Source organism: Chryseobacterium sp. 2VB, assembly GCF_005503635.1.
Lineage (GTDB): Bacteria > Bacteroidota > Bacteroidia > Flavobacteriales > Weeksellaceae > Chryseobacterium > Chryseobacterium cupriresistens.
Genome location: NZ_SCNC01000001.1, coordinates 60,810 through 85,393, shown reverse-complemented (window position 1 = coordinate 85,393; position 24,584 = coordinate 60,810). Strand labels below are relative to the sequence as shown.

General features: G+C 37.4%; 17 protein-coding genes. 7 read left to right on the top strand and 10 right to left on the bottom strand.

All coding sequences use genetic code 11. The features are described 5' to 3' along the window. Positions 1–8: 8 nt before the first annotated feature. On the top strand, positions 9–863 hold the full coding sequence (locus FFS26_RS00380) for a nucleoside phosphorylase (RefSeq protein WP_034696753.1): 855 nt from the start codon (positions 9–11) through the stop codon (positions 861–863). Between the two features lie 300 nt (positions 864–1,163). Here the strand turns inward: FFS26_RS00380 and FFS26_RS00375 are convergent, their stop codons facing one another. Next, complete coding sequence (locus tag FFS26_RS00375) at positions 1,164–1,925, bottom strand: hypothetical protein (RefSeq protein ID WP_137903972.1); 762 nt, start codon at positions 1,923–1,925, stop codon at positions 1,164–1,166. A gap of 146 nt (positions 1,926–2,071) precedes the next feature. Beyond that, positions 2,072–2,629 carry a DNA-3-methyladenine glycosylase I gene (locus FFS26_RS00370; protein ID WP_110008655.1) on the bottom strand — a complete coding sequence of 186 codons (558 nt, stop codon included), beginning with the start codon at positions 2,627–2,629 and terminating at the stop codon, positions 2,072–2,074. 138 nt (positions 2,630–2,767) lie between these two features. Here FFS26_RS00370 and FFS26_RS00365 point away from each other — a divergent pair, with 138 nt between their 5' ends. After that, the gene (locus tag FFS26_RS00365) at positions 2,768–3,067 is read left to right on the top strand and encodes a hypothetical protein (RefSeq protein WP_110008654.1); all 300 of its coding nucleotides are present in this window, start codon (positions 2,768–2,770) and stop codon (positions 3,065–3,067) included. Positions 3,068–3,187: 120 nt separating this feature from the next. Next, positions 3,188–4,000, top strand: a complete 813-nt coding sequence (locus FFS26_RS00360; RefSeq protein WP_002979980.1) for an enoyl-ACP reductase — start codon at positions 3,188–3,190, stop codon at positions 3,998–4,000. Between the two features lie 144 nt (positions 4,001–4,144). Here FFS26_RS00360 and FFS26_RS22375 read toward each other — a convergent pair whose 3' ends face one another. From FFS26_RS22375 to FFS26_RS00325, 7 genes are all read right to left on the bottom strand, one after another. Beyond that, complete coding sequence (locus tag FFS26_RS22375) at positions 4,145–5,674, bottom strand: T9SS type A sorting domain-containing protein (RefSeq protein ID WP_171006213.1); 1,530 nt, start codon at positions 5,672–5,674, stop codon at positions 4,145–4,147. Between the two features lie 166 nt (positions 5,675–5,840). Beyond that, positions 5,841–7,280: a glycoside hydrolase family 30 protein gene (locus FFS26_RS00350; RefSeq protein ID WP_137903971.1), complete on the bottom strand. Its 1,440-nt coding sequence runs from the start codon at positions 7,278–7,280 to the stop codon at positions 5,841–5,843. A 40-nt stretch (positions 7,281–7,320) separates the two neighbouring features. Beyond that, positions 7,321–8,130 carry a family 16 glycosylhydrolase gene (locus tag FFS26_RS00345; RefSeq protein WP_137903970.1) on the bottom strand — a complete coding sequence of 270 codons (810 nt, stop codon included), beginning with the start codon at positions 8,128–8,130 and terminating at the stop codon, positions 7,321–7,323. 90 nt (positions 8,131–8,220) lie between these two features. Further along, positions 8,221–10,443, bottom strand: a complete 2,223-nt coding sequence (bglX, locus tag FFS26_RS00340) for a beta-glucosidase BglX (RefSeq protein ID WP_137903969.1) — start codon at positions 10,441–10,443, stop codon at positions 8,221–8,223. A 9-nt stretch (positions 10,444–10,452) separates the two neighbouring features. Beyond that, entirely contained in the window at positions 10,453–11,877 is a 1,425-nt protein-coding gene (locus FFS26_RS00335) for a glycoside hydrolase family 30 protein (RefSeq protein WP_137903968.1), read from the bottom strand. Between the two features lie 3 nt (positions 11,878–11,880). Continuing rightward, positions 11,881–13,440, bottom strand: a complete 1,560-nt coding sequence (locus tag FFS26_RS00330; protein ID WP_110008900.1) for a RagB/SusD family nutrient uptake outer membrane protein — start codon at positions 13,438–13,440, stop codon at positions 11,881–11,883. A gap of 11 nt (positions 13,441–13,451) precedes the next feature. Further along, positions 13,452–16,373, bottom strand: a complete 2,922-nt coding sequence (locus FFS26_RS00325) for a SusC/RagA family TonB-linked outer membrane protein (protein ID WP_137903967.1) — start codon at positions 16,371–16,373, stop codon at positions 13,452–13,454. A 176-nt stretch (positions 16,374–16,549) separates the two neighbouring features. On the opposite strand from FFS26_RS00325, the gene FFS26_RS00320 reads away from it, so the two are divergent. The 4 genes from FFS26_RS00320 (at position 16,550) to FFS26_RS00305 (ending at position 21,963) form a co-directional block, all read left to right on the top strand. Next, complete coding sequence (locus tag FFS26_RS00320) at positions 16,550–17,734, top strand: MFS transporter (protein WP_137903966.1); 1,185 nt, start codon at positions 16,550–16,552, stop codon at positions 17,732–17,734. A 16-nt stretch (positions 17,735–17,750) separates the two neighbouring features. Next, a complete protein-coding gene (locus FFS26_RS00315) occupies positions 17,751–18,539 on the top strand; it encodes an NUDIX hydrolase (RefSeq protein ID WP_110008647.1) in 789 nt (262 codons plus the stop codon). A gap of 128 nt (positions 18,540–18,667) precedes the next feature. Then, the gene (locus FFS26_RS00310; protein ID WP_110008646.1) at positions 18,668–19,846 is read left to right on the top strand and encodes an acyl-CoA dehydrogenase family protein; all 1,179 of its coding nucleotides are present in this window, start codon (positions 18,668–18,670) and stop codon (positions 19,844–19,846) included. 161 nt (positions 19,847–20,007) lie between these two features. Further along, positions 20,008–21,963: a T9SS type A sorting domain-containing protein gene (locus FFS26_RS00305; RefSeq protein WP_137903965.1), complete on the top strand. Its 1,956-nt coding sequence runs from the start codon at positions 20,008–20,010 to the stop codon at positions 21,961–21,963. Between the two features lie 106 nt (positions 21,964–22,069). On the opposite strand, the gene FFS26_RS00300 is transcribed toward FFS26_RS00305, so the two are convergent. Further along, positions 22,070–24,433 (bottom strand): patatin-like phospholipase family protein, encoded by a 2,364-nt coding sequence (locus FFS26_RS00300; RefSeq protein ID WP_137903964.1) that lies wholly within the window; start codon positions 24,431–24,433, stop codon positions 22,070–22,072. Positions 24,434–24,584: the final 151 nt, after the last annotated feature.

Here is a 24,584-nt window from a genome sequence, read left to right as displayed (position 1 = left end):
TACATATTATGCTAAACAAACTTGCTGCCTCGGAACTTGTTCTGAATGAAGACGGAAGTGTATACCACCTGAATCTTTTACCTGAAGATATCGCTGACAAAATCATCCTTGTGGGTGATCCGGACAGAGTGGCAAAGGTTTCAAAATATTTTGATACCGTAGAAATCAAGAAAAATAAAAGAGAATTCTATACGCATACAGGAACGCTTCGTGGAGAAAGAATTACCGTAATGTCTACAGGGATCGGAACTGAAAACATCGATATCGTGATGAACGAACTGGATGCTTTGGTGAACATTGATCTTCAGAACAAAGAATTCAAAACTGAGCACAAAGCTCTTGAACTTTTCCGTATGGGAACCTGTGGAAGTGTAAACCCTGATGTACAGGTTGACAATATGCTGGTAACGCAGAATGTAGTTGGATTAGACGGGCTGATGCATTTCTACCAGGATTACAACTTCGAAAATGAGTTTTCTAAGAGTTTCCTTGAAAAATTCCCTTACGAAAGAATCAAGCCAATGCTTTACTTCTCAGACTGGGCGGAAGAAATGGGAGAATATTATAAAGATGCCAAATACCACGGAAATACAGCAACATTTCCGGGATTCTATGCTCCACAGGGAAGACAGCTTCGTTTGAAAGCAGTAGATGACCAATTCCTGGAAACATTGAATGATCTTGGAATTACCAACTTCGAGATGGAAACTTCTGCGATCTATGCTCTTTCAAAATTATTAGGACACAAAGCCATTACCGTAAATAACGTTATTGCCAATAGAAGACGCGGTGAGTTCTCTGCAGATCACCATGCATCTGAGAAAAACCTTATTGAATGGGTGTTGGAAAGAATTATCAAGTAATTTTTATTTGATAAAAACTAAAACCTCCGGAAACTGTTTCCGGAGGTTTTTTTATTAGGTTTCGGCTAAAGCCAATGGAATTTTTATCTATTTTTTAACGGGCTAAAGCCCGTTCCTATTGAATTTGATTATATTGAAAATAGCTTTTTTTCAAGATGAATAAAACTACCCATCCGGTTTGTCATTCCGTACGAATCTCTATGTTATTTAAAAAAAACTGTATTTAAATTCCTACGGAATGACAAAGGGTATCAAAAGAATTGAGTATGTATAAATGGGTGGAAGATCAAATCAAATTAATTACAAATGAAATGTTCTCGGATCCGGATATTGAAATGTATACTCCAGTTCTGAAATGAGTTTTGAAGACATTACTTTCTTCCCTTTCACTTCAAACTCTTCTTCATCAAGTAGATTTTTCTGTGCGTTAATCACCTGACTTTTCGCAGGATGTACAGGAGCCGTAACATTATAAAGTTTTGATTCACTTTTCTGTTCAATCATTTCTGAGATAATCCTGCTGATATCAGCATAATGAATATGATTTACCGCATGGTCCGGATTACCTACATTATAATTTTTTAAAAGTCTGTTATCTCCCATCAACCCTCCAAGTCTTAGAATATTCAGTTGGGGATATTTATTTCTCAACATTCTTTCGCCTGATATTTTCTCAAAAGGAACATCTTCTTCTGTAAATTCTTTAGCAATATCGGGATAAACACCTGTAGAACTCATCAGAAACATCTGCCCTTTAAAGTCTCCTATAAAAGCTGACAAATTCTGAATCCTGTTATACAAAGAGCTTACACAACAACTTTTTTCAGAAACAGGAATTGTAATAATCAAAACATCCATATTTTTAATTTCCTGCCATTGGAAAAGAGGTTCTGTCAACTGATAGTCCGGGAAAGAAGCCATTACAGCATGAATTCCTTTATTATTTAGTAGATTTACTTTACTTTCTGTTGTAGTTGTAGTTGCCAGTGTATATTTTCCGGATAAGGAAGATGCGAGTCTTTCTCCCAGCCAGCCATAGCCTATAATTCCTATTTTCTTCATATTTCAACAGAGGTTTTCATTTTTAATCCTACAAAAATATCAATAAGTTATGAGACAGGGTATTGATAAACCTTTCAGAATTTATATTTTGCAATTATTTTAAAGGGTATTTTGTGTAATACGTTATTAAAGTTAACATCCTACATTTATTTCCTTGTAAAGCAATCCCTTACGTGATCATTGACCATTCCGGTGGCCTGCATATGGGCATAAACTACTGTAGATCCGACAAATTTGAATCCTCTCTTTTTAAGGTCTTTAGAAATACGGTCAGAAATCTCTGTCGTAGCAGGAACTTCAGACAATTTCTCCGGATTGTTATCGATTGGCTTTCCATCTACAAAACCCCAGATATAGTTGGAAAAGCTTCCAAACTCTTTCTGAACTTCCATAAATCTTTGAGCATTGGTAACCGCTGCAAGAATTTTAAGTCTGTTTCTTATAATTCCTGGGTTGTTCATTAATTCTTCAATCTTTTTATCAGAATAGGCAGCTACTTTTTTATAATCAAAATGATCAAAAGCTTTTCTGAAATTTTCCCTTTTAGATAAAATAGTATACCAGCTTAAACCAGCCTGGAAGCTTTCAAGAATTAAAAATTCAAATATGGTTTCATCATCATAGGTGGGCCTTCCCCACTCATCATCATGATATTTCCTGTAGAGATCATCTTTTTCGCACCAACCACAACGTATTTTTTCCATAATTATCAAATTTTACACCCTAAGTTACTACTGATTTAGGAAAACATAACAAAAGATTATGAAAAATTTAACAGAGAAGCCGTGTTTTAGGAATGGTTATTGTTAAATTATTATTATAACACCAAAATTTATATCATTATGAACAATTCAGAGTATAACAAAGCGGAAAATGCAGTAAGTAATGTAGAAAACTCTTTACAGAATGCAGCGGACAAAACTAAATGGAAAATCAATGAATTGGCAGACAAGGCTAAAGACTATATCAATGAGAAGAGGAATAATGATGAGGAGGCCAGCCAGGAAGACTGGCTAGACAGGGTAAAAGCTAATGTATCCGATGCCTGGGAAGATATTAAGGATAAAGCAGATGAGGCATGGGAAAAAACCAAAGATGCGGCGGAAGATGTAAAGGCAGAATGGAATAAGAAAACCAATTAGTATTTCAGTCATATAAATATTTTCAATAAAATGGAGTCTTAAATTGATAAGGCTCCATTTTTTATTATGCCATAAGCACAATTATTGTTACATTTGTATTATAATAAACATTAAAAAATTATGTCATACGGTTTACTTAAAGGCAAAAAGGGAATTATTTTTGGAGCCCTTAATGAACAATCTATCGCATGGAAAGTTGCTGAAAGATGCCATGAGGAAGGTGCTGAATTTATCTTATCTAATGCTCCTATAGCATTAAGAATGGGAGAACTTAATGGTTTAGCAGAAAAGACAGGTTCTGAAGTAATAGGTGCTGATGCTACTTCTGTAGAAGATCTTGAAAAACTTTTTGATGCCGCTGTTGCAAAATTTGGGAAAATCGACTTTATCCTTCACTCTATCGGTATGTCTATCAACGTAAGAAAAGGAAAACACTATACAGAAATGAATTACGACTGGTTGGAAAAAGGCTGGGATATTTCCGCTGTTTCTTTCCACAAAGTAATGCGTGTAGCATGGGAGAAAGACTGTATGAACGAATGGGGAAGCATTTTGGCGCTTACTTATATTGCAGCTCAGAGAACATTCCCGGATTACAACGATATGTCTGATAACAAAGCGTACCTTGAAAGTATTGCAAGAACTTTCGGAAACTACTGGGGAGAAAGAAAAGTACGTGTAAATACAGTTTCTCAGTCTCCTACAATGACTACTGCAGGTAGTGGTGTTAAAGGTTTCGGAGGATTCCTTGGATATGCAGAAGATATGTCTCCACTAGGAAATGCTACTGCTCTTGAATGTGCAGACTACTGTGTAACTTTATTCTCTGATCTTACGAAGAAAGTAACGATGCAGAACCTGTTCCATGACGGAGGTTTCAGCAGTTCAGGAGTTACTCAGAAAGTGATCAGTAAATATGATACTGAAAAATAATAACCTATCTAAGGTCATCAACAAAATCGCATTATACTTAGTATTTAATGCGATTTTTTTTATTAATCAGAATAAAGGAGCTGTTTTATTTCATAAAACAGCTCCTTTGATAAAAACAAACTATCTGGTTTTTACAGCAACCTTTTATTTTTTTAATACTTTAATTTTCTCAGAAGTATTTTGAAGAGTTACAAAATAAACACCCGGCATAAACTCTGATAAAGATAAAGAATCACTGATATTTGCTTTTAAAACGGTTCTTCCCATACTATCATAAATAGTCACGATATTATTACTGTTTCTATTTTTTATTATGATATTTTCGCTTTTAAAATCATAAAACAATGTTATTTTCTTGTATGCATTCTCATTTGTTCCCAGATTTGTAGTTGCTTCATAGGCCCCAAGATCAACGGCAGTGCCAAAAATCCTGTTATTTCCCAATAAATCTTGTGTCTGGGTAACAAAACTGTTATTGCCTGCATTGATTGCTGCAGAAGAACTATCCAATTGATAATTATAAGATGTACAGTCAAACGGTGCGGCACTTAAAGTATTTGAGTTTGTAAATACAGGATTAACATTTAAAACGTTGGTTCCTCCTGTATAACCGTTCTCTACAATAGAATGTGATACAATATTACCAGCATCAACCTGATCATTATTGGATGAATTTGTATTTCCGTAAACAATAGAATTATACAGATTAAATTTACCATTAGCACTATAAACAGCTGTTTCAAATGTATTTGTAAGGAATATTTTTTTATTATGAACAACAGTCACATTCTCTAAGATCTGAGGAATTCCATTACTGCTGTACAGAGCCAGTGCACATTCATGATAGGAATTTCCTGCAAGGATTGTATTGCTGATCTTCGCTGAATTATTAGCATCAATATAAAAAAGACTTGATTGATTAGAGGTATTATTTGTAACGACACATCTGTCCATCACAAAATTAGCTCCCAAAAATCTCAATACAGCATTCCCTCCAGCTACAGAACCCTTGAATTTACAATTACTTATGGTAAGGTTATTATTGTTTGAGTCATCAGAAAAAACAGCTCCGTATACAGATATATTACTAATAAAATCACAATTGATAACATTTACAGTGTAATTTCCCTGGTAAGCCTGAAAAATAGCTCCGGCGGCAGACCCTTGATTATCATAGAAATAGCAATTTTTAATATTAATAATACCAGTATTGTTGTTCAAAGAAATTCCTCCTGCTCCACCTGCTCTCCCAGAAATAAATCTAAAGCCATCTACCGTCAAACCTGATGTAGTATTGATAACTTTAAGGATCGTATTGGTATTATCCGAGCTATCTCCAATAGCACCGATATCTCCTGAAAGTGTTGTAGGATTCTGGCTGATGTTTCTTTGCCCTATTGAAGTTTCTGTTCCACTAAATCCCCCATATAAGCTGACTCCATTTTTCATGTTGAATGAGATGGTTCTATCGGTGGTAGAAGTTGCTTTGTACACTCCCGCTGCTACCCAGATTTCATCTCCATATACGGCATTACTCATCGCTGTCTGTAAATCTGTATAAGCATTGGCCCACGAAAGACCATTGTTTGACCCTGTGGCAGATGAATTAACATATAGTGTTGCGGCATTCATACTTGAAAATGCCAATAAAGAAAACAATAGATATTTTTTCATGGTTAAAAATTTCGCCAAAAATACTAAAAAAGTAAATACATTAATTCGAAATAATATTATGATAAATAATGATGAAAAATTTTTCAGTATTTCCTCATGATAAAACCCGGCGGCCTCTTTGAGGCCGCCGGGTCTGTCAAAAATAATATTAATATGTAATATGAAACTATAAAATTACGGTCTGTATAGAGTGTGCCGGAGCATTCAGTTTGGCAGCCATCCCTTCTATCCATAGATTCGTTTCAATATCATTGTCCGAATCATTCATGATAACAGTTACCAGCTGGCCGTTTTCGTTCATAAACGCAGAAGACGTCAACGCAGCTCTGTTGGAAGAGCTTCCGATTCTCTGGGCATTCGGTTTGATATATTTTGAAACGTGGCCTATATAATAGTATTCATACGTATAGAACACCTCTCCTGTTTTGGTATCAGCAATAATCGGAGCAAAGCAGAAATTTCCTTTGTGATTGGGCCCTCCGGTTTCATCCAATAGAATATTCCAGTCAGTCCATAAAGCATTTCCTTTGTTGAAATCGTTCAGCATATTTTTACTGTACAATTCCCCCAGACTTACATCATAAATTTTATCCATATTGAACTGTTCTTTGCATCCTTCTGTAAAGGCCAGGAATTTATCAGGAAATGCTCTGTGTGTTTCTGCCAGATTGTCAAAAAGCTGCGTTTTATTGTTCCATGTTTCATACCAGTGATAACCGATACCATGAGCGTATTTTGAGGTTTCAGGATCACTTAATGTAGTGGTTGCTCTTTGATAGATAAGGTCTCTGTTGTGATCCCAGATCATAACTTTTTTATCTTTGTATCCGTTTTTCCAAAGGGTTGGTCCCAGGTTCTTTTTCAGGAACTCTCCTTCTTCTTCAGCAGTATAGATGCATGATTCCCAGCTTTGAGTAGCCATTGGTTCGTTCTGAACGGTCAACCCCCAGATGTTGATTCCTCTCTTTTCGTATTCTTTGATGAATTTGATATAATAATCTGCCCATGTCTGGTAGTATTGATTTTCCAATCTTCCTCCTTTGTACAAACTTTTGTTGGATTTCATCCAGGCTGGCGGGCTCCATGGAGAGAAATAGAATGTGAAGTTATTACCGATGGCTTTCTGAGCTTCTTTGATCATTGGAATCTTATACTTCTCATCATGTGCAATATTGAACGTTTTCAGAGAATTATCATTGTCTTCTACATAAGTATAGGAATCGCTGGAGAAATCACAGGAATTCATATTGGTACGAACGACAGTGTATCCCAATCCGTTTTTTCCGAAATAAGCATCCAGAATTTCTTTCTGCTTATTCTTTGGCATTTTATAAAAAGTCTCTGCTGAAGCGTCTGTAATAGCACCTCCGATTCCTATCAGTTTCTGATATTTAAAGTTGGGAGCCACAAAAATACAGGCCTCAGTTTCTTTAGGTTGTCCGAACTGTTCAAATGTAACGGTTCCTTTATCCGCCATCTTCTCATTCACTTTCGAGTTGGTAAGGATTACTTTAGCTGTTTTTCCTGCATTCTTCTTCCAGTAATTCTGAGCATTGACATTGATGACAACGCCTACTACAAAACAACTTACAATTAATTTTCTCATGATTTTTTCTGTTTCCGGACCCTTCTGGTCCTCATTTTCATTATTTATTTTGATAGACTCTTACGTAGTCTATATAATACTTCTGTGGAAATACCGTATCATCAATGCCTTCTTTCCCACCCCAAAATCCACCTACTGCCAGATTTAAAATGATAAAGTAAGGTCTGTCAAAAGGCCATGCTTCCTTATTTTTCTCTTTATTCATATAGGTGAAAAATTTCTTATCATCTACATAAACATCAATCTTTTCGGGAGTCCAGTCTGCCTTATAGACATGGAATTTTTCGCTGGCATCTTTTACAGACAAGGTATCTGTCTTCTGTGTTCCCTGGATATGGTTGTATTTTTTGGTGTGGACAGAAGCATGTATAAATCCCTGATTGTATCCTACATGTTCCATAATATCCAGTTCACCGTCATCCGGCCATTTCTTCATATTTTCACTCATCATCCAGATGGCAGGCCAGGTTCCACGTCCTTTGGGAAGCTTTGCTCTTACTTCTACTGTTCCATACTGAAAGGCGAATTTTCCTTTGGTTAAAAGCCTGGCAGAAGTGTATTTATTATTTTCCCAATTTTCTTTTCTGGCTTCAATGATAAGGTTTCCCTTTTCCATTCTGGCATTCTCAGGTCTGTTTTTGGTATAAAACTGAGCTTCTTCATTTCCAAAACCGCTTCCCCCGGTATCATAATTCCATTTTAATGAATCCGGAAACCCTTTACCGTTAAACTCATCATTCCAGATCAGTGTTCTGCGGGCTTCAGGTTTGTGCGAGGCACAGTTCAAAACAGTAAGGAAAAAAGTTCCTGCTGCGCATATTTTGATGATATTTTTAGCTTTGAGATTCATGCATAAGTAGATTTAAGTTTTGGCTAAAGCCATTTTTTTCTGACTTTTGATTAAGCGGGCTAAAGCCCGCTCCTATTGAATTGAATCAACTTATTTTGTCCAGCTAATTCTTTTGGTCTGTACATGTTGAGAATCAGCTCCGATCATAATATCAAACTCTCCGCCTTCCCAGTCAAAATTCAAGTTATCATCAAAGAATTTCAGATCTTCGGGAGTCAGTTTAAAATCGATCTTTTTGCTTTCTCCTTTTTTGATGAATACTTTCTGAAAGCCTTTCAATTCTTTTACCGGTCTTACCACTTTTCCGAAAAGATCCCTGATATAAAGCTGTACTACCTCCTCACCATCATATTTTCCTGTATTGGAAACCGTAACACTAATATTCAGTGTCTGATTTCCTGTAAGATTTGTGGAACTTAATATCATATCAGAGTATTTAAAATTCGTGTAACTTAAACCATATCCAAATGGGTATTTGGGATCATTATCAAGATCTATATATGCTGAAACATAGTTTCTGTCTGTATTATTTTTTGCAGGTCTTCCTGTATTGTAATGATTATAGTACACAGGAATCTGCCCTTCTGTTCTTGGGAAAGTCATTGGAAGCTTTCCACCGGGATTCACTGTCCCGAACAAAACATCTGCAATAGAGTTTCCTGCTTCTGTTCCCAGCCACCATGTGTACATAATGGCAGGAATTTTGTCTGATGCCCAGTTGAAAATCAGAGGTCTTCCGGCATTGATCATCAGGATAATGGGTTTACCTGTTTTGGCAATTTCTTTCAATAAATCTTCCTGAACACCTGTAAAACCAATATTACTTCTGCTTTTTGCCTCTCCGCTCATTGCATGGCCTTCACCCAGCGTCATGATGACAACATCTGCTTTTTCCGCCGTTTCTATTGCTTCTGCAAACTGGCTTTTATCCTGATCATCAACATTACAGCCTTTTGCATACAATAAAGTGGATTTTTTATCCATCTGATTTTTAATTCCGTCAAATTGAGAAACAATTCTTTGGCTGTCATCTTTGAAAGCAACAGACCAGAAACCGTGATTCGCTACCGTTTCTTTCCCGAAAGGACCAATCAGCGCAACTGTTTTTACACTTTTCGAAAGCGGAAGAATATTTCCCTGGTTTTTAAGAAGAACAATACTTTTAGAACCGAATTCTCTTCCAAATTTTCTGTTTTCCTGATTATCGGTCTGTTCTTTTTGTCTTTTTTCATTGCTGAATCTGTAAGGATCATCGAAAAGTCCCATTTCGAATTTCTTGGTTAAAATTCTACCCGCTGCATCATCTACCAGTTTTGCATCTACTTTTCCTTCTTTCACCAGTTTTGGAAGCTCTGCCATATACACACGGCTTTCCATATCCATATCACTTCCACCCTGTATTGCTCTTTCAGCAGCTTCAGCTCCATCTTTGGCATAACCGTGAGGAACCATTTCCCCGATACTTCCCCAGTCTGACACCACAAAACCTTTATAATTCCATTTTCCTTTTAAGAGGTTTCTCTGTATATATTGGTTGGCCGTTGCGGGAATTCCGTTAATATCATTGAAGGAGTTCATAAAAGTGGCTACTCCTGCCTCCGCAGCGGCTTTGAAAGGAGGAAGATAAGTTTCATTCAATTGTCTGAGACTCATATCTACAGAATTGTAATCTCTTCCGCCTACAGCAGCTCCGTAGGCTGCAAAGTGTTTTGCACATGCCATTACGGCATCAAGACTTCCCAAGCCTCTACCCTGAAATCCTTTAATTCTTGCCAGCCCTATTTTTGTTCCAAGATAAGTATCTTCTCCTGAGCCTTCCATTACTCTTCCCCATCTCGGATCTCTGGCAATATCCACCATTGGAGCAAATGTCCAGTGAATACCGTAAGCGGCAGCTTCTGTTGCAGCAATTCTTTCTGATTTTTCAATCATGGCCAGATCCCAACTTGCAGCCTGTCCAAGATTGACAGGGAATGTGGTACGATAACCATGGATAACGTCCTGCCCGAACAGTAAAGGAATTTTCAGCCTTGACTGCATCGCGAGTTTCTGAAAAGCTCTGGTTTCCTCTGATCCTGCAACATTCAGCATAGAACCTACTTTCCCCTTCCTGATTTCTTCCAAAACAGCTGCCGAATTGGATTGCTGGGGTCCTGTAGCATATTCAAACCCACTATATTGCACCATCTGCCCTACCTTTTCTTCCAGGGTCATTTTAGACAGCAGCTCTGCTACTTTCTGATCAATGGTCTTCTGTCCGTAAGCATTCAATCCCAATGCAGAAAATGCCAATAAGAAATAAACTCTTTTCATAGTATCAAATTAAAAAATATAGGTTGCTGTAGAACGTCCCGAAATTGTTACAGCAGCGGTTTTCCCGGCAAATTTAATATTAAAATTTTCATCTGCCTGATTATCGTTCTGCACAATTAAAACTATTTTCCCAAATTGAGTCTTAAAGGCAGCCGTTGAAAGCTTATCCGTCTGAGTGGAAGCGATACGCTGAGATCCTGCCGGAATAAATTTTGAAGCGTGGGCAATGATATAGTAAGAAACATTTCTGGTGAAATTCTCACTGTCAGAAATGGTAATCGCTCCTTTACATTCTGTACATCCTCCATCTGTATGCGGAGCATATTTCGGATCGTTGGCAAGATTCCATTCCAGAGCTATCTTGCTCCAGTTTCTCATAGAGCCTATGATTACATTTTTCGTATGCCAGTTCAGGTCTTCGGAAAAAGTACCTTTTGAACCTGTCCATTGTTCAGTAAAGTATAAATTCTTATCCGGAAAGGCATTATGTACCGTACTTAATGCAGAAATATCGCCTTCGTACAGATGAAAAGCAGATCCGTCTATATATTTGCCAGCTTCAGAATCTTTTAAAATATCAAGAGCATATTCAGGTTTGTTGCAATTGTGATCATAAACAACAATTTTGGTAGTGATGCCATTTGTTTTAAAAACAGGTCCCAGATGGTTCTTAATAAAATCTCTCTGCTGCTCAGACGGCATATACAAACTTGGATTATTTCCCGGATGTAAAGGTTCATTCTGAGGAGTTACAGCATCAATGGTGATCCCTTCTTTTTTCATTCCCTGGATGTATTTTACAAAATATTGAGCATACGTTCCATAGAATTCAGGTTTTAAACTTCCTCCTTTTGACTTTCCATTATCCTTCATCCAAACCGGAGGAGACCACGGGGCAGCAATGATTTTAATGGAAGGATTAATTGCTAAAATTTCCTTCAACATCCCAATCAAAGCTTTGTCTTTTGTCAGACTGAATTTTGAAAGCGAAGGATCAGTCTGCCCCTCAGGAAGATCATCGTAGGAGAATACTTCTCCATCAAGATCGGAAGCGCCAATACTCAGTCTTAAATAGCTGATGGATATTGAATTTTTATCATTTCCAAAAAGTTCGTTAAGCAGTGCTTTTCTTTTGGAAGGCGACAACCGGTTGATTACCTCAACACTTCCTCCTGTTAATGTATATCCAAAGCCATCAATATATTGAAACTTTTGAGTATCATCAATTTCAATATTCTGAAAGCTGTTGATAATATTTGCAAATTTAACGGAAGTCTGCTGTTGTAATTTTACACTTTCATCCCCTTTGGTAAGCCAGTACTGCACTTCATTTTTTTTATTGGAAGCCACTGAGGTACAAGATAAAGAAAAAAGGGCCACACCACTAAGCAGTGCGGCACCTCTAAAGAAACTATATAAGTTGTGAAACTTCATATTTTAGTAACCAGGATTTTGTTTTAAAGCTGTATTCGGCAATTCATTGAAAGGAATTGGAAGAATTTCATTTTTATTGGCTTTAAATCCTTTAAATGCAAGTATTGATGGTGCATCTCCCCATCTTACAAGGTCAAACCATCTGTGTCCTTCGCCGGCAAGCTCTCTTCTTCTTTCATCTTTAATAGCCTGTAAAGAAACAGGAACTGATGATAACCCAACTCTTGCTCTTACCGCATCTAATAAAGCTTGAGCTCTTGCTCCTGAAGCTCCTAATGCTTCTGCCTCCATCAGATAAGTATCCGCCAATCTTATAGCAATATAATTCTGACGGAAATTCAATTCAGGAGGTCCCGGAAGCGATGTTTTTAAAGCATTTGTAGGTAAATACTTATTAAGGAAGTATCCGGTATCTGCAAAAGCAGGCGTATAAGTAATCTTACCCTCTGTCACCAGTTTTTTTGCATTGAAAACGGTAACGTCCAGTCTTGGATCTCCCTGCATAAAAGTAACAAAGTTCTCTGTTACAGTATTAAATGCCCAACCTGAATAAATATCCGGAGCATTGTTATTCGGGATATCTTTTAAGAAATAAGAACGAGGTCCTACCATCACATTGATAGAGTTTCCTTCGTCTTTTCCCTGTCCCCAGAATCCCCAGTCAGAGCTTCCTTTATTGGTATGCATTACTTCAAGGATAGATTCTGATAAGAATTTGTATTTATTGGGATCCTGATCAGTTTCCAAGGCAACTTTAAATAAATCTGCATAATCTGCCACAAGTTTGTAGCCATACTGACTGGTTCCTCCTGGCGTACCATTTACTTCAGCAAACTGTGCGGCTGCCTGAGGCATTTTTTTATCATAAAGATAAATTTTACCTAATATAGCTCTGGCCGTTCCCTGCGTGATTCGTCCCTTATCACTGATACTTGGCGTCATCATAAGGTCGGGAATAGCAGCAACGATATCGCTTTCTATCTGTGCATACACATCTTCCGGCTTGGCCTGTGGAACGTTCCAGTAATCATCATCAAACTTTATGGTATTAAGAATCAAAGGAATATTTCCAAACATTCTTAGTAATTCAAAATAATATAAAGAACGAAGAACTTTAGCTTCTGCAATATATCTTTTTTTAAGATCCTCATTCATATTTGCCCCCGGAACTCTTTCTATTAAAAGATTAGCACGGGCAACTCCCTGATAGTAATCTCTCCAATAGCTGGCTGGCATTGTATTGGGATTGATCATGTAATTGTTCATTCCCTGAATACCCGCTCCGTCATTGGAATTTCCCCCACCGGAATAAAAATCATCAGATCCTGCATTAAAGAATGTTACGGTATTTTCAAATCCAGCCGAATACTTTCTTAAAGGATCATATACGGAGATCAATGCACTGAAAGACTGCTGCTCATTCTGAAAATATAAATCTGTATTAAAAGATCCTGAATTCTTTACATCATCCAGATAGGAATCACTACAACCGATATTGGTAAAACTCAGACCTGTCAGAAACGCTACGGCAAGTCCTTTATATATTAAATTCTTATTTTTCATTTTGTTGGTCATTAAAATTGAATATTAGCTCCTATAAGGAATGTTCTGGCTTGTGGATAGTAAGCTCTGTCTACACCGATAATATCCTGCTCAGAATTATTTCTTCCCGCAATTTCAGGGTCATATCCTGTATATTTTGTAAAAGTAACCAGGTTCTCTCCTGTGATGTACAGTCTTACCTTGCTCATTCCAAAACGTTGGGTAACATCCTGAGGAATAGTATATCCTAGCTGAACAATTTTCAGACGCACATAATCTCCTTTCTGAAGGTAATAGTTAGACATCCATGAATAGTTGTGGTTAGAATCAGTGCGGGTAAGTCTCGGATTATCATTGGTAGATCCCTCACCTGTCCATCTGTCTAAGATTCTTGTCTGGTAGTTGGCATCAGGCAAATCCAATCTTCTTAACCCCTGGAAAATCTTGTTACCAGCCTGTCCTTGCGCAAACATCATCAGATCAAAATTCTTATAGCTCATATTCACGGTAAGTCCGAAAGTATATTTTGGGATAGAGCTTCCTAAGTTTACTTTATCATTGTCATCAATTTTACCATCTCCATTATTATCCTGCCAGATAAAGTCCCCAGGTTTTGCATCGGGTAATAATTTTACACCATTGGCATTTACATAATTGTCAATTTGTGCCTGATTCTGGAAAACCCCACTATATGTTTGTCCGTAAAATGATCCGTAGGGCTGCCCTACTGCTACTCTGGATACCGCTCCCATGGTCTGGAAAGAAGCCAGGTTGAAGTATTCAATATCATCCTCTAGTCTAAGAACTTTATTTTTTATGGTTGCGAAGTTACCATTAACCGAAATGCTGAAATCTTCCCAATTTTTCTTGTAGCCTAATTCAAGTTCAACCCCTGAGTTTTCCATATCTCCTACATTTGCCCAAGGTGAAACCGGAACTCCTACATAACCCGGGATATTGATTTGTCTGAGAATATCAGTAGTCTTCTTTTTGTACCAATCTGCTGTTAAGGTAAAGTTGTTGAATAATTTCAGATCTGCAGCAATATTCAGCTGGCTGGTCTGTTCCCATTTCAGATTAGGGTTTTCCAAAGTACTTTTCGCATAACCAATGATGATATTATTACTGGAGTTGGTATAATTACTACCGGAAACCATGAAACTTGCAAATCTGAAGTTATCCATTTCGTCATTCCCTAACACTCCGTAACCTCCTCTTAATTTTAAATTATTAACAACTTTGTTCTCCGGCCAGAAGTTTTCTTTATGAACGTTCCATCCCAGTGACATAGATGGGAAAGTTCCCCAGTGCTGGTTGGTAGCAAATTTTGAAGAACCATCTCTACGGATTGTTCCTGTAAATAAATATTTATCTGCATAATCATAAATGATTCTACCAAAATAAGATGCTTTACGGGTCTCGATTCCGTCCCATCCTTTTGCTGTGATATTTTCTCTGGGAATATCAAAATTGAAGGAAGCATCCTGCCAGTTATCAATAGGAAGGTTACTGTAAGTCAAACTGGCACCGCCCGCAATGTTGTATCGGTAAACACCCTGCCCAACCATGATATTGATGTTGTGATCACCAAACTTGTTCTGATAGGTCAATGTATTTTCCATGCTCCATTCGAACTTATTTTCATCCACTTTATTCAGACTGTTAAAACCGGTATTATTAAAATTTGGACTTAAATAATATTTCGGTGTAAAAGAGCGGCTTCCCCAATAAGATTTCTTACCATTTAAACTTGTTTTGAATGTAAAGTGATCTAGAAACTTGAGTTCTGCAAAAACGTTCCCCACAAAATCATCAGACCAGTTATAATTACCTTGTTGTATATGACGGAAAGCCTGCGGATTGGTCATCTCGTTATTTACATATGGGGAAATTCCGTAAGGACGTCCCTCCGAATCACGGATGATATAAGGACTTTTATAACCATCCGAATCTACCATTGACCAATCTGTCACGACAACCGGAGTGATAGGATCCAGGTTTACTGCTGAAGCCAACGGTCCTCCAAATTCTTCGTTTGCACTTACTCCCTGAGACTTCACGTGTGTGTACGCAAAGGTTTGTCCAATGGTCAGATAATCTGTCACTTTATGGGTTGAATTGAATCTTGCATTGATTCTTTTGTAATAAGAAATATCACTCATTACAATACCAGTCTGATCAAAATATCCAAAAGAGGTATAGTAGGTGGATTTTTCATTCCCTCCGGTAATGCTTACTTCGTGAGATGATTTTTCACCGGTTCCGAAAATAGCATCCTGCCAGTTGGTACCTTTCCCAAATGATTCAGGATTAGAAAATCTGGGTGCCTGCCCATCATTAACAAAACCTTCATTAATAACTTTAGCATATTGTGTAGCATCTAGGAGATCCAGTTTTTTGGATGCATTTGAGAAACCATAAAACCCGTTATAAGAAAGACTAAGTTTTCCTCTCTTCCCTTTTTTGGTTGTCACCAGAATTACTCCTTTTGCTGCAGAGACTCCATAGATTGCAGACGATGCTCCGTCCTTTAATACTTCTATACTTTCTATATCCGACTGGTTAAGCCATCCGATATTGTCTACCACAATACCATCTACTACCCACAATGGGCTGTTGCTTCCAGCTCCAAAACTGGTAATCCCTCTTACACGTACAGTAGCAGCAGCACCAGGCTGTCCCGAATTCGTAACAACAGAAACCCCTGCAGCTCTACCCTGCAATACCTGTTCAGGCTTACCTGCCGGTATGTTTTCAATGTCGCTGGCTTTAATACTCGCAATAGCTCCCGTTACATTACTCTTTTTCTGAGTACCGTAACCGATGACTACCACTTCGTCTATTTTGTTTTCTTTCGCAATTGTGTCCTTCGACTTGGTGGTCTGGGCACTGAAGTTGGCCGTAAAATAGAGGACGGCAACCACTCCTACGCTTCTTGATATTCTTACATTCATATACAGTTATTGTTTAATTCTCAAATTGAGACAATAAAAATATATTTTTTTTCAATTAATTAACATTCTATTCATAAAAATTTTAATTTTTCTTTTATTTTTCAGGGTTAGAAGCTCTATCTTCGCATCAATATTTCATAAAATATCATAAAAAATTAATAAATTCATCTCCCAAAATGACCACCAAGCCATCCAAAATTTCTCTTCCGTTAAAACTTACCTTTCTCATTTTTTCAATGGTTTTAAACTGTATGGGGTTGGTGATTCTACAGCTGTCTGAAGAGAAAATCACCTACGGAGAACTGGGGCTTTTAGAATCTTTTAAAGATCTACCCATTGCTTTTATCTCGCTTTTTGCAGTGAGCTTTATCAATAAGACAGGACCTAAAAAGGCATTAATCCTTGCCCTGGCCATTGTTGGATTCTGTTCCTGCCTTCTTCCTTTTGTAAAGGTTTTCTGGTTTTATAAATTGTGGTTTGCGATTATAGGAGCCTGTTTCGCTATTGGTAAAATCTGTGTTTTTGGAATTATCAGAAATAATATTTCGGATGAAAAATCCCTGGCAAAGACCATGAATAACGTAGAAGCTTCTTTTATGATCGGAATTTTCGTGGTTAATACCGGTTTTGGGTGGATAATTTCCAGCCAGTACTCGGAATTCTGGAAGTTTGGTTTCCTGATGATTGCTTTATTATCAGCATTTACCATTTTTCTGCTGTCAAAGATAGAAGTAGCAGATTCCAGGCCTATGGAAAACAAAAGCATTCTCTCAGAACTTTCCGGGTTTACCACACCTACGGTAGCTTTATTTTTAGGAGTAATCTTTTTTATCGTCTTTGTAGAGCAGGGATTCAATTCATGGCTTCCTTCTTTTTACAAAAACCATTTGAAAGTCAATTCTTTTTTTGCGCTTCAGGCCACTTCTTTTCTATCCGTCTTTTCTTATGCCGGACGAACGGTTACTGCCAATATCATCAAAAGGTTTTCACTGCCCAGATATTATATTACATGTATGGCTCTTATAATCACCTTACTGATCATTATACTGGGGATACAGTATTTTGATTCTGAGGATTCCGGCTATTTACTTTTTTTATTTCCGGTTATTGGTTTGTTTCTTTCACCCCTCTACCCTGTAATTAACTCAAGAATGATTGCACAGGTGGATAAAGACAAGATTAATCTTTTCACCTCGCTTATTGTTATTTTTTCTTCTCTGGGCAGCTCTGTAAGCTCTATCATTATGGCCGTTTTGTTTGAAAAACAACTGTTGAATTATTATCCATTATACATCTTATCTTCTGTAATTCTGCTTTTTGTGATTAGTTTTATATATTTTACTGTCACAAATAGAAAATAGTTTTATTTTTACTGCCATGAAAATTAAAGACACAAAAAGTAAAGAAACGCTACAGGAACTCATTGACACGAAAGATTTCGTAGCGCATATTTCCGTTGACTGCACCATATTCGGCTTTCATAATAATATTCTGAAAGTTTTGCTTTTAAAATATCACGATCTGGATCTATGGTCACTTCCGGGTGGTTTTGTTTTCAATGATGAGGACCTGAGAGAAGCTGCTGAAAGGGTTTTGTTTGAAAGAACCCATCTTAAAGGGTTATTTCTGAAACAGTTTCACACCTTTGGAAGAATAGACCGTACGGAGAATAATGTACATCAGATCCTTCTTAAAAATAAAGGAATAACCGTTCCTGAAGATCACTGGATATTCCAGCGTTTTGTTACAGTAGGTTACTGCAGCCTCATTGATTTTTCGCTGGCTGATACTTTCCCTGATGCTTTCAATGAAAGCTGTGAATGGTTTGAAGTCAACAACCTTCCTAAAATGGCATTCGACCACGACAGAATTATAGAGACAGGTCTTGAATACCTGAGAATGAATATCAATACAGAGGTTGCGGCAAGTAACCTGCTTCCTGAAAAATTTACAATGAAAGATCTTCAGGCTCTGTATGAAACTATTTTAGGACAAAAATTCAGAAGAAATAATTTTCAGCGAAAAATTTTAAGTTTAAATATTCTGGACAGAATGGAAAAACTCTATGACGGCTCGGCCAATAAAGCTCCTTATCTGTATAAATTTAAAACTAAAGTTCATAATTCTACCAATCAGTATCCCATCTCTAATGATGAGGAATCATAAAAATATAAATTTAACTCAAATTATCAACAAAGTAGCAGTAGCCCCCTGAAAATCAATAGTAAAACAAGTTTTTAAAAAAATTTTCAGAACATCACGAAAAATGTTACTTTTAACCAAATCAAAAAATCATGTCATATTATCCTCTTACAAGCATCCCTGATTATTATGGAATTGATGCTTTACTTACTGAAGAACATAAACTAATCCGCCAATCTGTGAGAGACTGGGTTGAAAGTTTTGTAATGCCGCAGATAGATCAGGCCGCTCAAAATCATACAGATCTTCCTAATCTTATGAGAGAATTGGGGAAAATCGGAGCATTGGGGCCTTATATCCCGGTTGAGTATGGTGGTTCAGGATTAGATCAGATTTCTTATGGTCTGATTATGCAGGAGCTGGAAAGAGGAGATTCTGCGGTACGTTCTGCTGCTTCGGTACAAAGTTCATTGGTGATGTTCCCTATTAACGAATTCGGTTCTGAGGAGCAGAAGAAGAAATATCTTCCAAAACTTGCTGCCGGAGAAATGATCGGATCTTTTGGATTGACTGAGCCTAACCACGGTTCTGATCCTGGTTCTATGGAAACTTATTTTAAAGATATGGGAGATCATTATCTTTTAAATGGGGCTAAAATGTGGATCACCAACTCTCCTTTATGCGACATCGCTGTAGTATGGGCAAAAAATGAGGAAGGCAAAGTACAGGGATTGATCGTTGAAAGAGGTATGGAAGGTTTTACCACTCCTGAAACTCACAATAAATGGAGCTTAAGAGCTTCCAAAACCGGAGAACTGGTATTTAACAACGTAAAAGTTCCGAAAGAAAACCTGCTTCCGGGAGTAACAGGACTGAAAGGACCTTTATCTTGTCTGAATTCTGCAAGATATGGAATTTCCTGGGGAGTAATAGGTGCTGCGATTGACTGTTACTGTACCGCCGTTCAGTATTCCAAAGAAAGAAAACAGTTTGGAAAACCAATCGGTTCTTACCAGCTTCAGCAGAAAAAATTAGCTGAATTCTTAACAGAGATTACAAAAGCCCAGTTATTGTGTCTTCAGCTAGGAAACCTTAAAAACGACCATAAGGCAACTCCGGCCCAGATTTCAATGGCTAAACGTAATAACGTGAAAATGGCGATTGACATTGCAAGAGAATCAAGACAAATCCTAGGAGGTATGGGAATTATGGGTGAATTCCCGATGATGAGACATGCCGCAAACCTGGAATCTGTAATTACTTATGAAGGAACACATGACGTTCATTTACTGATTACCGGATTGGACATCACAGGAATCAACGCTTTCTAAAAAATATACAATTATAAATAATAAAGAGTCTGGCCAATGGTCGGACTCTTTTGTTTACTCACTTTGCAGGGATTTTATATTCAATGAATAATTGTTGATCTTATAAAGTTTTTGTTGTTTTATTAAATTTATTACTTTAATACCAGACAAAAACAAACAATATGAAAAAAATCACAACTTTTTTACTAAGTCTTACAGCTCCATTTTACTTTGCCCAGCAGGCAGGTGATGTTGTAAGTGCCGAACAGAAACTGGATTTAACACCACAGGGAGTCATCAATTTTATAGCCAATAATCTTGGCGATCAGAATGCTCCTGAGTTTACCAACTACCTGAACAGCTTCAATATCGGGCTGAAAGGATACAAAATCACTTATTATACCAAAAACGAGAACAATGTTCTTGTAAAAGCTACCGGATTACTCATGTATCCTAATGTACCTTTTAAACTCTCAACAGTGGTATCTGACCATGGAACTACAGACAGCAGGCACAATGTTCCGTCTAATTTCAAAGGAGCTTTAACCGCTGGATTTGTTGTTGAACTATCTTATGTACTCAATGGGTATATTCTGATGGCCCCTGATTACGTAGGGATGGGAACCGGGGACGGAACTCACCCATATGTAGATTATGCCACAGAAGCCGGAGCAACCATAGATTTTATCACCGCTGCCAATAAAGTACTGGCACAACTGAATATCAAGCGTTATGATGAATATTTCTTAGCCGGTTATTCCCAGGGAGCTCATGCTGCAATGTCTACCTTAAAAAGATTAAGCATTTCAAATCCCGGTAATATTAAATTCAAATATGCTTACATGGGCGATGGTCCTTATGATTTTTCTGGAGTAACTTTAAATAAAGGAGTCCTTGAAAAAGATATCTACCCTTTCACCTCATTCCTGGCCAATGTCCTTCATACCTGCAACAATACGGGATATAAAACCTATAATAATGACATTTCAGAAGTTATTTCTGCAGAATATCTGGACAAATATAACTATCATGTCGTTCAGGATAACGGCGGACTTTTGTGGGGCCCTGTTATATGGAGAAAGCTCTTTACCACCAGTTTCGTCAATGATGTCACCAGCAATCCCAATAACAAGCTAAAGCTATGTATGAAACCTAAGGATGTATACGACTGGTATAATAAAACGCCTATGACATTGGGTCATTCAACTGTCGATCTAGCGATTCCGCCTGAAAACACTTCTAAAACTATTGAGGTTCAGCGTGGTTATTATCCATGGTGGGATCTGAATAAGTATAAACTGGATTCCTTTTATTGGGGCCCATTAGGACATGTAGGAGGAATTCTGCCCTTCACTTTAGCTTCCAATGCGAAATTCAATACCCTGAGAAGCGGCGGCCTTCTTAATGAATGGGCTATTGCAGGTTCAATTTTCGGTCAGCAACCGGAGAAAACTTCTGAAAAACCTTCCTTACTATCTTCACAGATAAAACCGGACCTAGGCAGTATGCAGCTGGTTGAAATTACAGATTTCAATAAAGAAAAAGCCCAGAGCAGAACAGCCGATGATCAAAATTTATCTGATTTAAAAGACGGAGTTTATTTATTGAAAGTATCGGAAAACAATGAAGATAAAATAATTCCATATATCAAAAATACCCCAAAAGAAGTTGCTGAAAATGAAATTATACAATCTGCCAATGCATCAATATTGCAATTGAAGGTAGATCAGGATGAACTTATTGCTGTGAATATTTTTGATGAAAATAAATCCCTCATCAAAAGTATTTCCTCAAAACAATATCGGGAGGCCGGAGGAATCAATATTCAGAATCTTGAAAGCAAAAACTATACGTTTGAAGTTGTTACTCCATACTATAATCTTCAGTTCAGTAAATCGGCTGGCGGCATATTATCATCAGAAAACAGTACTAATATTTATACTCAGAGACAACAGATTGTGGCTAAATCCGGGAATGATATTAAGAACATCAGCATCTACAGTATATCTGGCTCTCTCATCGTTCAACAGGACGTTAATAAACCAGTGTTTGAGTCAAGAAACCTGGAACCTGGAATATATCTGGTGCAGATCACTCTTTCTAATGGAAAAATTATCAATAAAAAAGTAAAACTATAAATCAATCACTCCTCTATATCTTTATTTCAAGTTAATTTTTGGCACTTCAGCAATGAAGTGCCTTTTTGCTTCGATAATTTAAAAGCATTATAAATGGAGCATATCCTTAAAACTTAAATCCGACACTAAAATATATTCTTGAAAAATCAAGCTGGCTGTTTCTGGAAATATTCAAACCAATAGGGCCTATAAGCGATTCATAGCCAAGATTTACTCCGTAGCCGAACATATCAAAACTGTCATTGAAAGGAGAAAACTCTTCACTTACCTTTCCATAACTGAATGACGGGGTAAGATAGAGCTTTTTCATAATTCTGTATTGAAATGATATGGCCGCCTTAGCTACCGAAGTCATCGGAAGCTCTTTCTGACGTAGACCATTGAATTCAGGACTTAGCAGATCGTAATTGTATTCGCTGCCTCCCAGATTATACTTTTGGTTCAGGAAAAGATACGGAACCTGATCTTCTTTTTTGGCACCAAAGCTCGTACCGAGAAACACGTTTGCTTTTACGGTCAGTCTTCTTGTAATCGGGTAGAAAAAGTTCTCATTCAGTGTAAATGAAACGAGATTTTTAGGCTCAAAATAGTAAGACTCTTTCGGATTAAGAATCAGATAAAGGAGAGGCTGTACTGTATTCAGATCATAAAGTTCATACTGATCTCCATAGTAAAATCTTGTGCTCACCTGAAGATGATTCCCCCTGGTTGTAAAATACCTTTTATTAAGATTATTCTGTTCAAATTTCAGGAAAGTATTGAAATTGCTGTGGTTATAGAGCTTTTTGCTGTAATTATCTACTTTTGACTGATCTACTTTATCCAGTAAACTGTACATTCTTTCCGTACTGAATTCCGTTCCCAGAGACAGGTAAGAATTGGGATTGATATTATAATTCAGTGCAATTTTTCCGGTTATGTTACGGTACATATGGTTCGGAAAACGGTCGCCTCCATCTTCACTGATATCATATAGCCTGAAGTTCAGGTCATTACTTTTAAGATGAACCATTTTAGCTTCCAGATCCAGCCATAAACGTTCACCACTGTCTAAAAACTGCTGGTAAGCAACTTTAGCTTTAAAACGTTCGGAAATATCTACTGTTGCCAGAAACCTGGATCTGTTCAGGAGAATATTTCTGTACGTATAATTGACAATAATTCCTACGGACTGTTCCGTATCATAGTGCAGCGCCAGTTTAAATGCTCCCTTTTTTGCTCTTTTCACAAAAACATTCATCACAAGACCGTCGTTTACTTTCGTGTAGGTATAATACACCTTTACATACTGCCGCATTCCGAAGACCCTGTCTATAGCCTCATTAACGGTTTTTACATCGTAATACTTCCCTTCCGTAAGCCCCATCTGCTTTTTCAGCACTTCAATTTCTGCAGCATCTGTAATGGGTGTTCCGTCTTCTTCGTTAAAAGTAAATTTTGTGGTAGGCAGTTTCACTTCTTCAATCATTGTATGCTCATACGTAATTCCGGCTTTGCGCTGAGCTTCTGCCAGGGCGACAAACTCAGGAAGATGCTTTCTCGCCTCCATCTCTCCTATTTTTATGATCCTTCTGAATTTGGCAAAATCTTTCGTTGTAATTTCTCCCAGTGGATCTACAAAGTCGACCAGAATATTTGATAATTCTTTCTGATGTTTAAAATCTTCTACGGAGCGGATGGCATGAGTCTGATAGATCATCTTCATCGGATTTTCAATCTCCTTTTTCGTAAAAAGTCTGAATCCGGTGTAGCCTCCGATCACAAAACCGGCACCCATCTCACGAACTTCATTGGCCGGATAATTACGGTCCAGGCCGCCATCCACCAAAAGTTTTCCATCAATATAAACAGGAGCAAACGCTGCAGGAATGGCCAATGTAGATCGAATAGCCAACGGTAGCGATCCTTCTTTCTGCATCACCAGACCTCCGTTTTCGATATCGGAGGAAGTAAGCTGCACGGGAATCCTCAGTTTACTGAAATCGTTGATATGCTTGGCGTTGAAAGTAAGCGTATTAAGAACTTCTCCCATGTACTGCCCTTCAATATAAGAGCTTGGAAGTGTGGGAAATCCTTTGACTACTGGAAATTCAAGGATATACTTATCATATTCGTCTTTTTCACTGATATTGACTTTATTGTAAGGAATTTTATTACTCAGAATTCTGTTCCAGTCCATTTTATAAATGGTATGCTTCATCTGGTCAGCATTATATCCCATTGCATATAAGCCTCCCAGAATCCCTCCCATACTGGTTCCTGTGATATAATCTACTTTGATTCCCAATGAATCGATCATTTTTAAAATCCCGATGTGTGCAAATCCCTTTGCCCCGCCGCCACTGAGTGCAAGACCAAACTTAGTATCTTTGGTTACATTCTGAAGCGCAATATTCAGGGAATCATTTTTTTGCTGAGATTTGATAATAAGAGAAAAAGCAATAGCTAAAAATATCAGGATCTTTTTCATTGATGGTGCTTAATGTATCTGATTTAAACTTTATAAGTTTTTAATAAGTAGTAAAGATACACAAAAAGTTACCTGCTTTAACACAACATTTCGTGAAGTAAACGATTCTAAGCCAGCTTATTTATTGAGAATACACATAGAAAAAAACATA

Coding starts and splice junctions, on each gene's coding strand:
- FFS26_RS00380 (WP_034696753.1), top strand. CDS start 9: ATGCTAAACAAACTTGCTGCCTCGGAACTTGTTCTGAATGAAGACGGA.
- FFS26_RS00375 (WP_137903972.1), bottom strand. CDS start 1,925: ATGAAGAAAATAGGAATTATAGGCTATGGCTGGCTGGGAGAAAGACTC.
- FFS26_RS00370 (WP_110008655.1), bottom strand. CDS start 2,629: ATGGAAAAAATACGTTGTGGTTGGTGCGAAAAAGATGATCTCTACAGG.
- FFS26_RS00365 (WP_110008654.1), top strand. CDS start 2,768: ATGAACAATTCAGAGTATAACAAAGCGGAAAATGCAGTAAGTAATGTA.
- FFS26_RS00360 (WP_002979980.1), top strand. CDS start 3,188: ATGTCATACGGTTTACTTAAAGGCAAAAAGGGAATTATTTTTGGAGCC.
- FFS26_RS22375 (WP_171006213.1), bottom strand. CDS start 5,674: ATGAAAAAATATCTATTGTTTTCTTTATTGGCATTTTCAAGTATGAAT.
- FFS26_RS00350 (WP_137903971.1), bottom strand. CDS start 7,280: ATGAGAAAATTAATTGTAAGTTGTTTTGTAGTAGGCGTTGTCATCAAT.
- FFS26_RS00345 (WP_137903970.1), bottom strand. CDS start 8,130: ATGAATCTCAAAGCTAAAAATATCATCAAAATATGCGCAGCAGGAACT.
- bglX (WP_137903969.1), bottom strand. CDS start 10,443: ATGAAAAGAGTTTATTTCTTATTGGCATTTTCTGCATTGGGATTGAAT.
- FFS26_RS00335 (WP_137903968.1), bottom strand. CDS start 11,877: ATGAAGTTTCACAACTTATATAGTTTCTTTAGAGGTGCCGCACTGCTT.
- FFS26_RS00330 (WP_110008900.1), bottom strand. CDS start 13,440: ATGAAAAATAAGAATTTAATATATAAAGGACTTGCCGTAGCGTTTCTG.
- FFS26_RS00325 (WP_137903967.1), bottom strand. CDS start 16,373: ATGAATGTAAGAATATCAAGAAGCGTAGGAGTGGTTGCCGTCCTCTAT.
- FFS26_RS00320 (WP_137903966.1), top strand. CDS start 16,550: ATGACCACCAAGCCATCCAAAATTTCTCTTCCGTTAAAACTTACCTTT.
- FFS26_RS00315 (WP_110008647.1), top strand. CDS start 17,751: ATGAAAATTAAAGACACAAAAAGTAAAGAAACGCTACAGGAACTCATT.
- FFS26_RS00310 (WP_110008646.1), top strand. CDS start 18,668: ATGTCATATTATCCTCTTACAAGCATCCCTGATTATTATGGAATTGAT.
- FFS26_RS00305 (WP_137903965.1), top strand. CDS start 20,008: ATGAAAAAAATCACAACTTTTTTACTAAGTCTTACAGCTCCATTTTAC.
- FFS26_RS00300 (WP_137903964.1), bottom strand. CDS start 24,433: ATGAAAAAGATCCTGATATTTTTAGCTATTGCTTTTTCTCTTATTATC.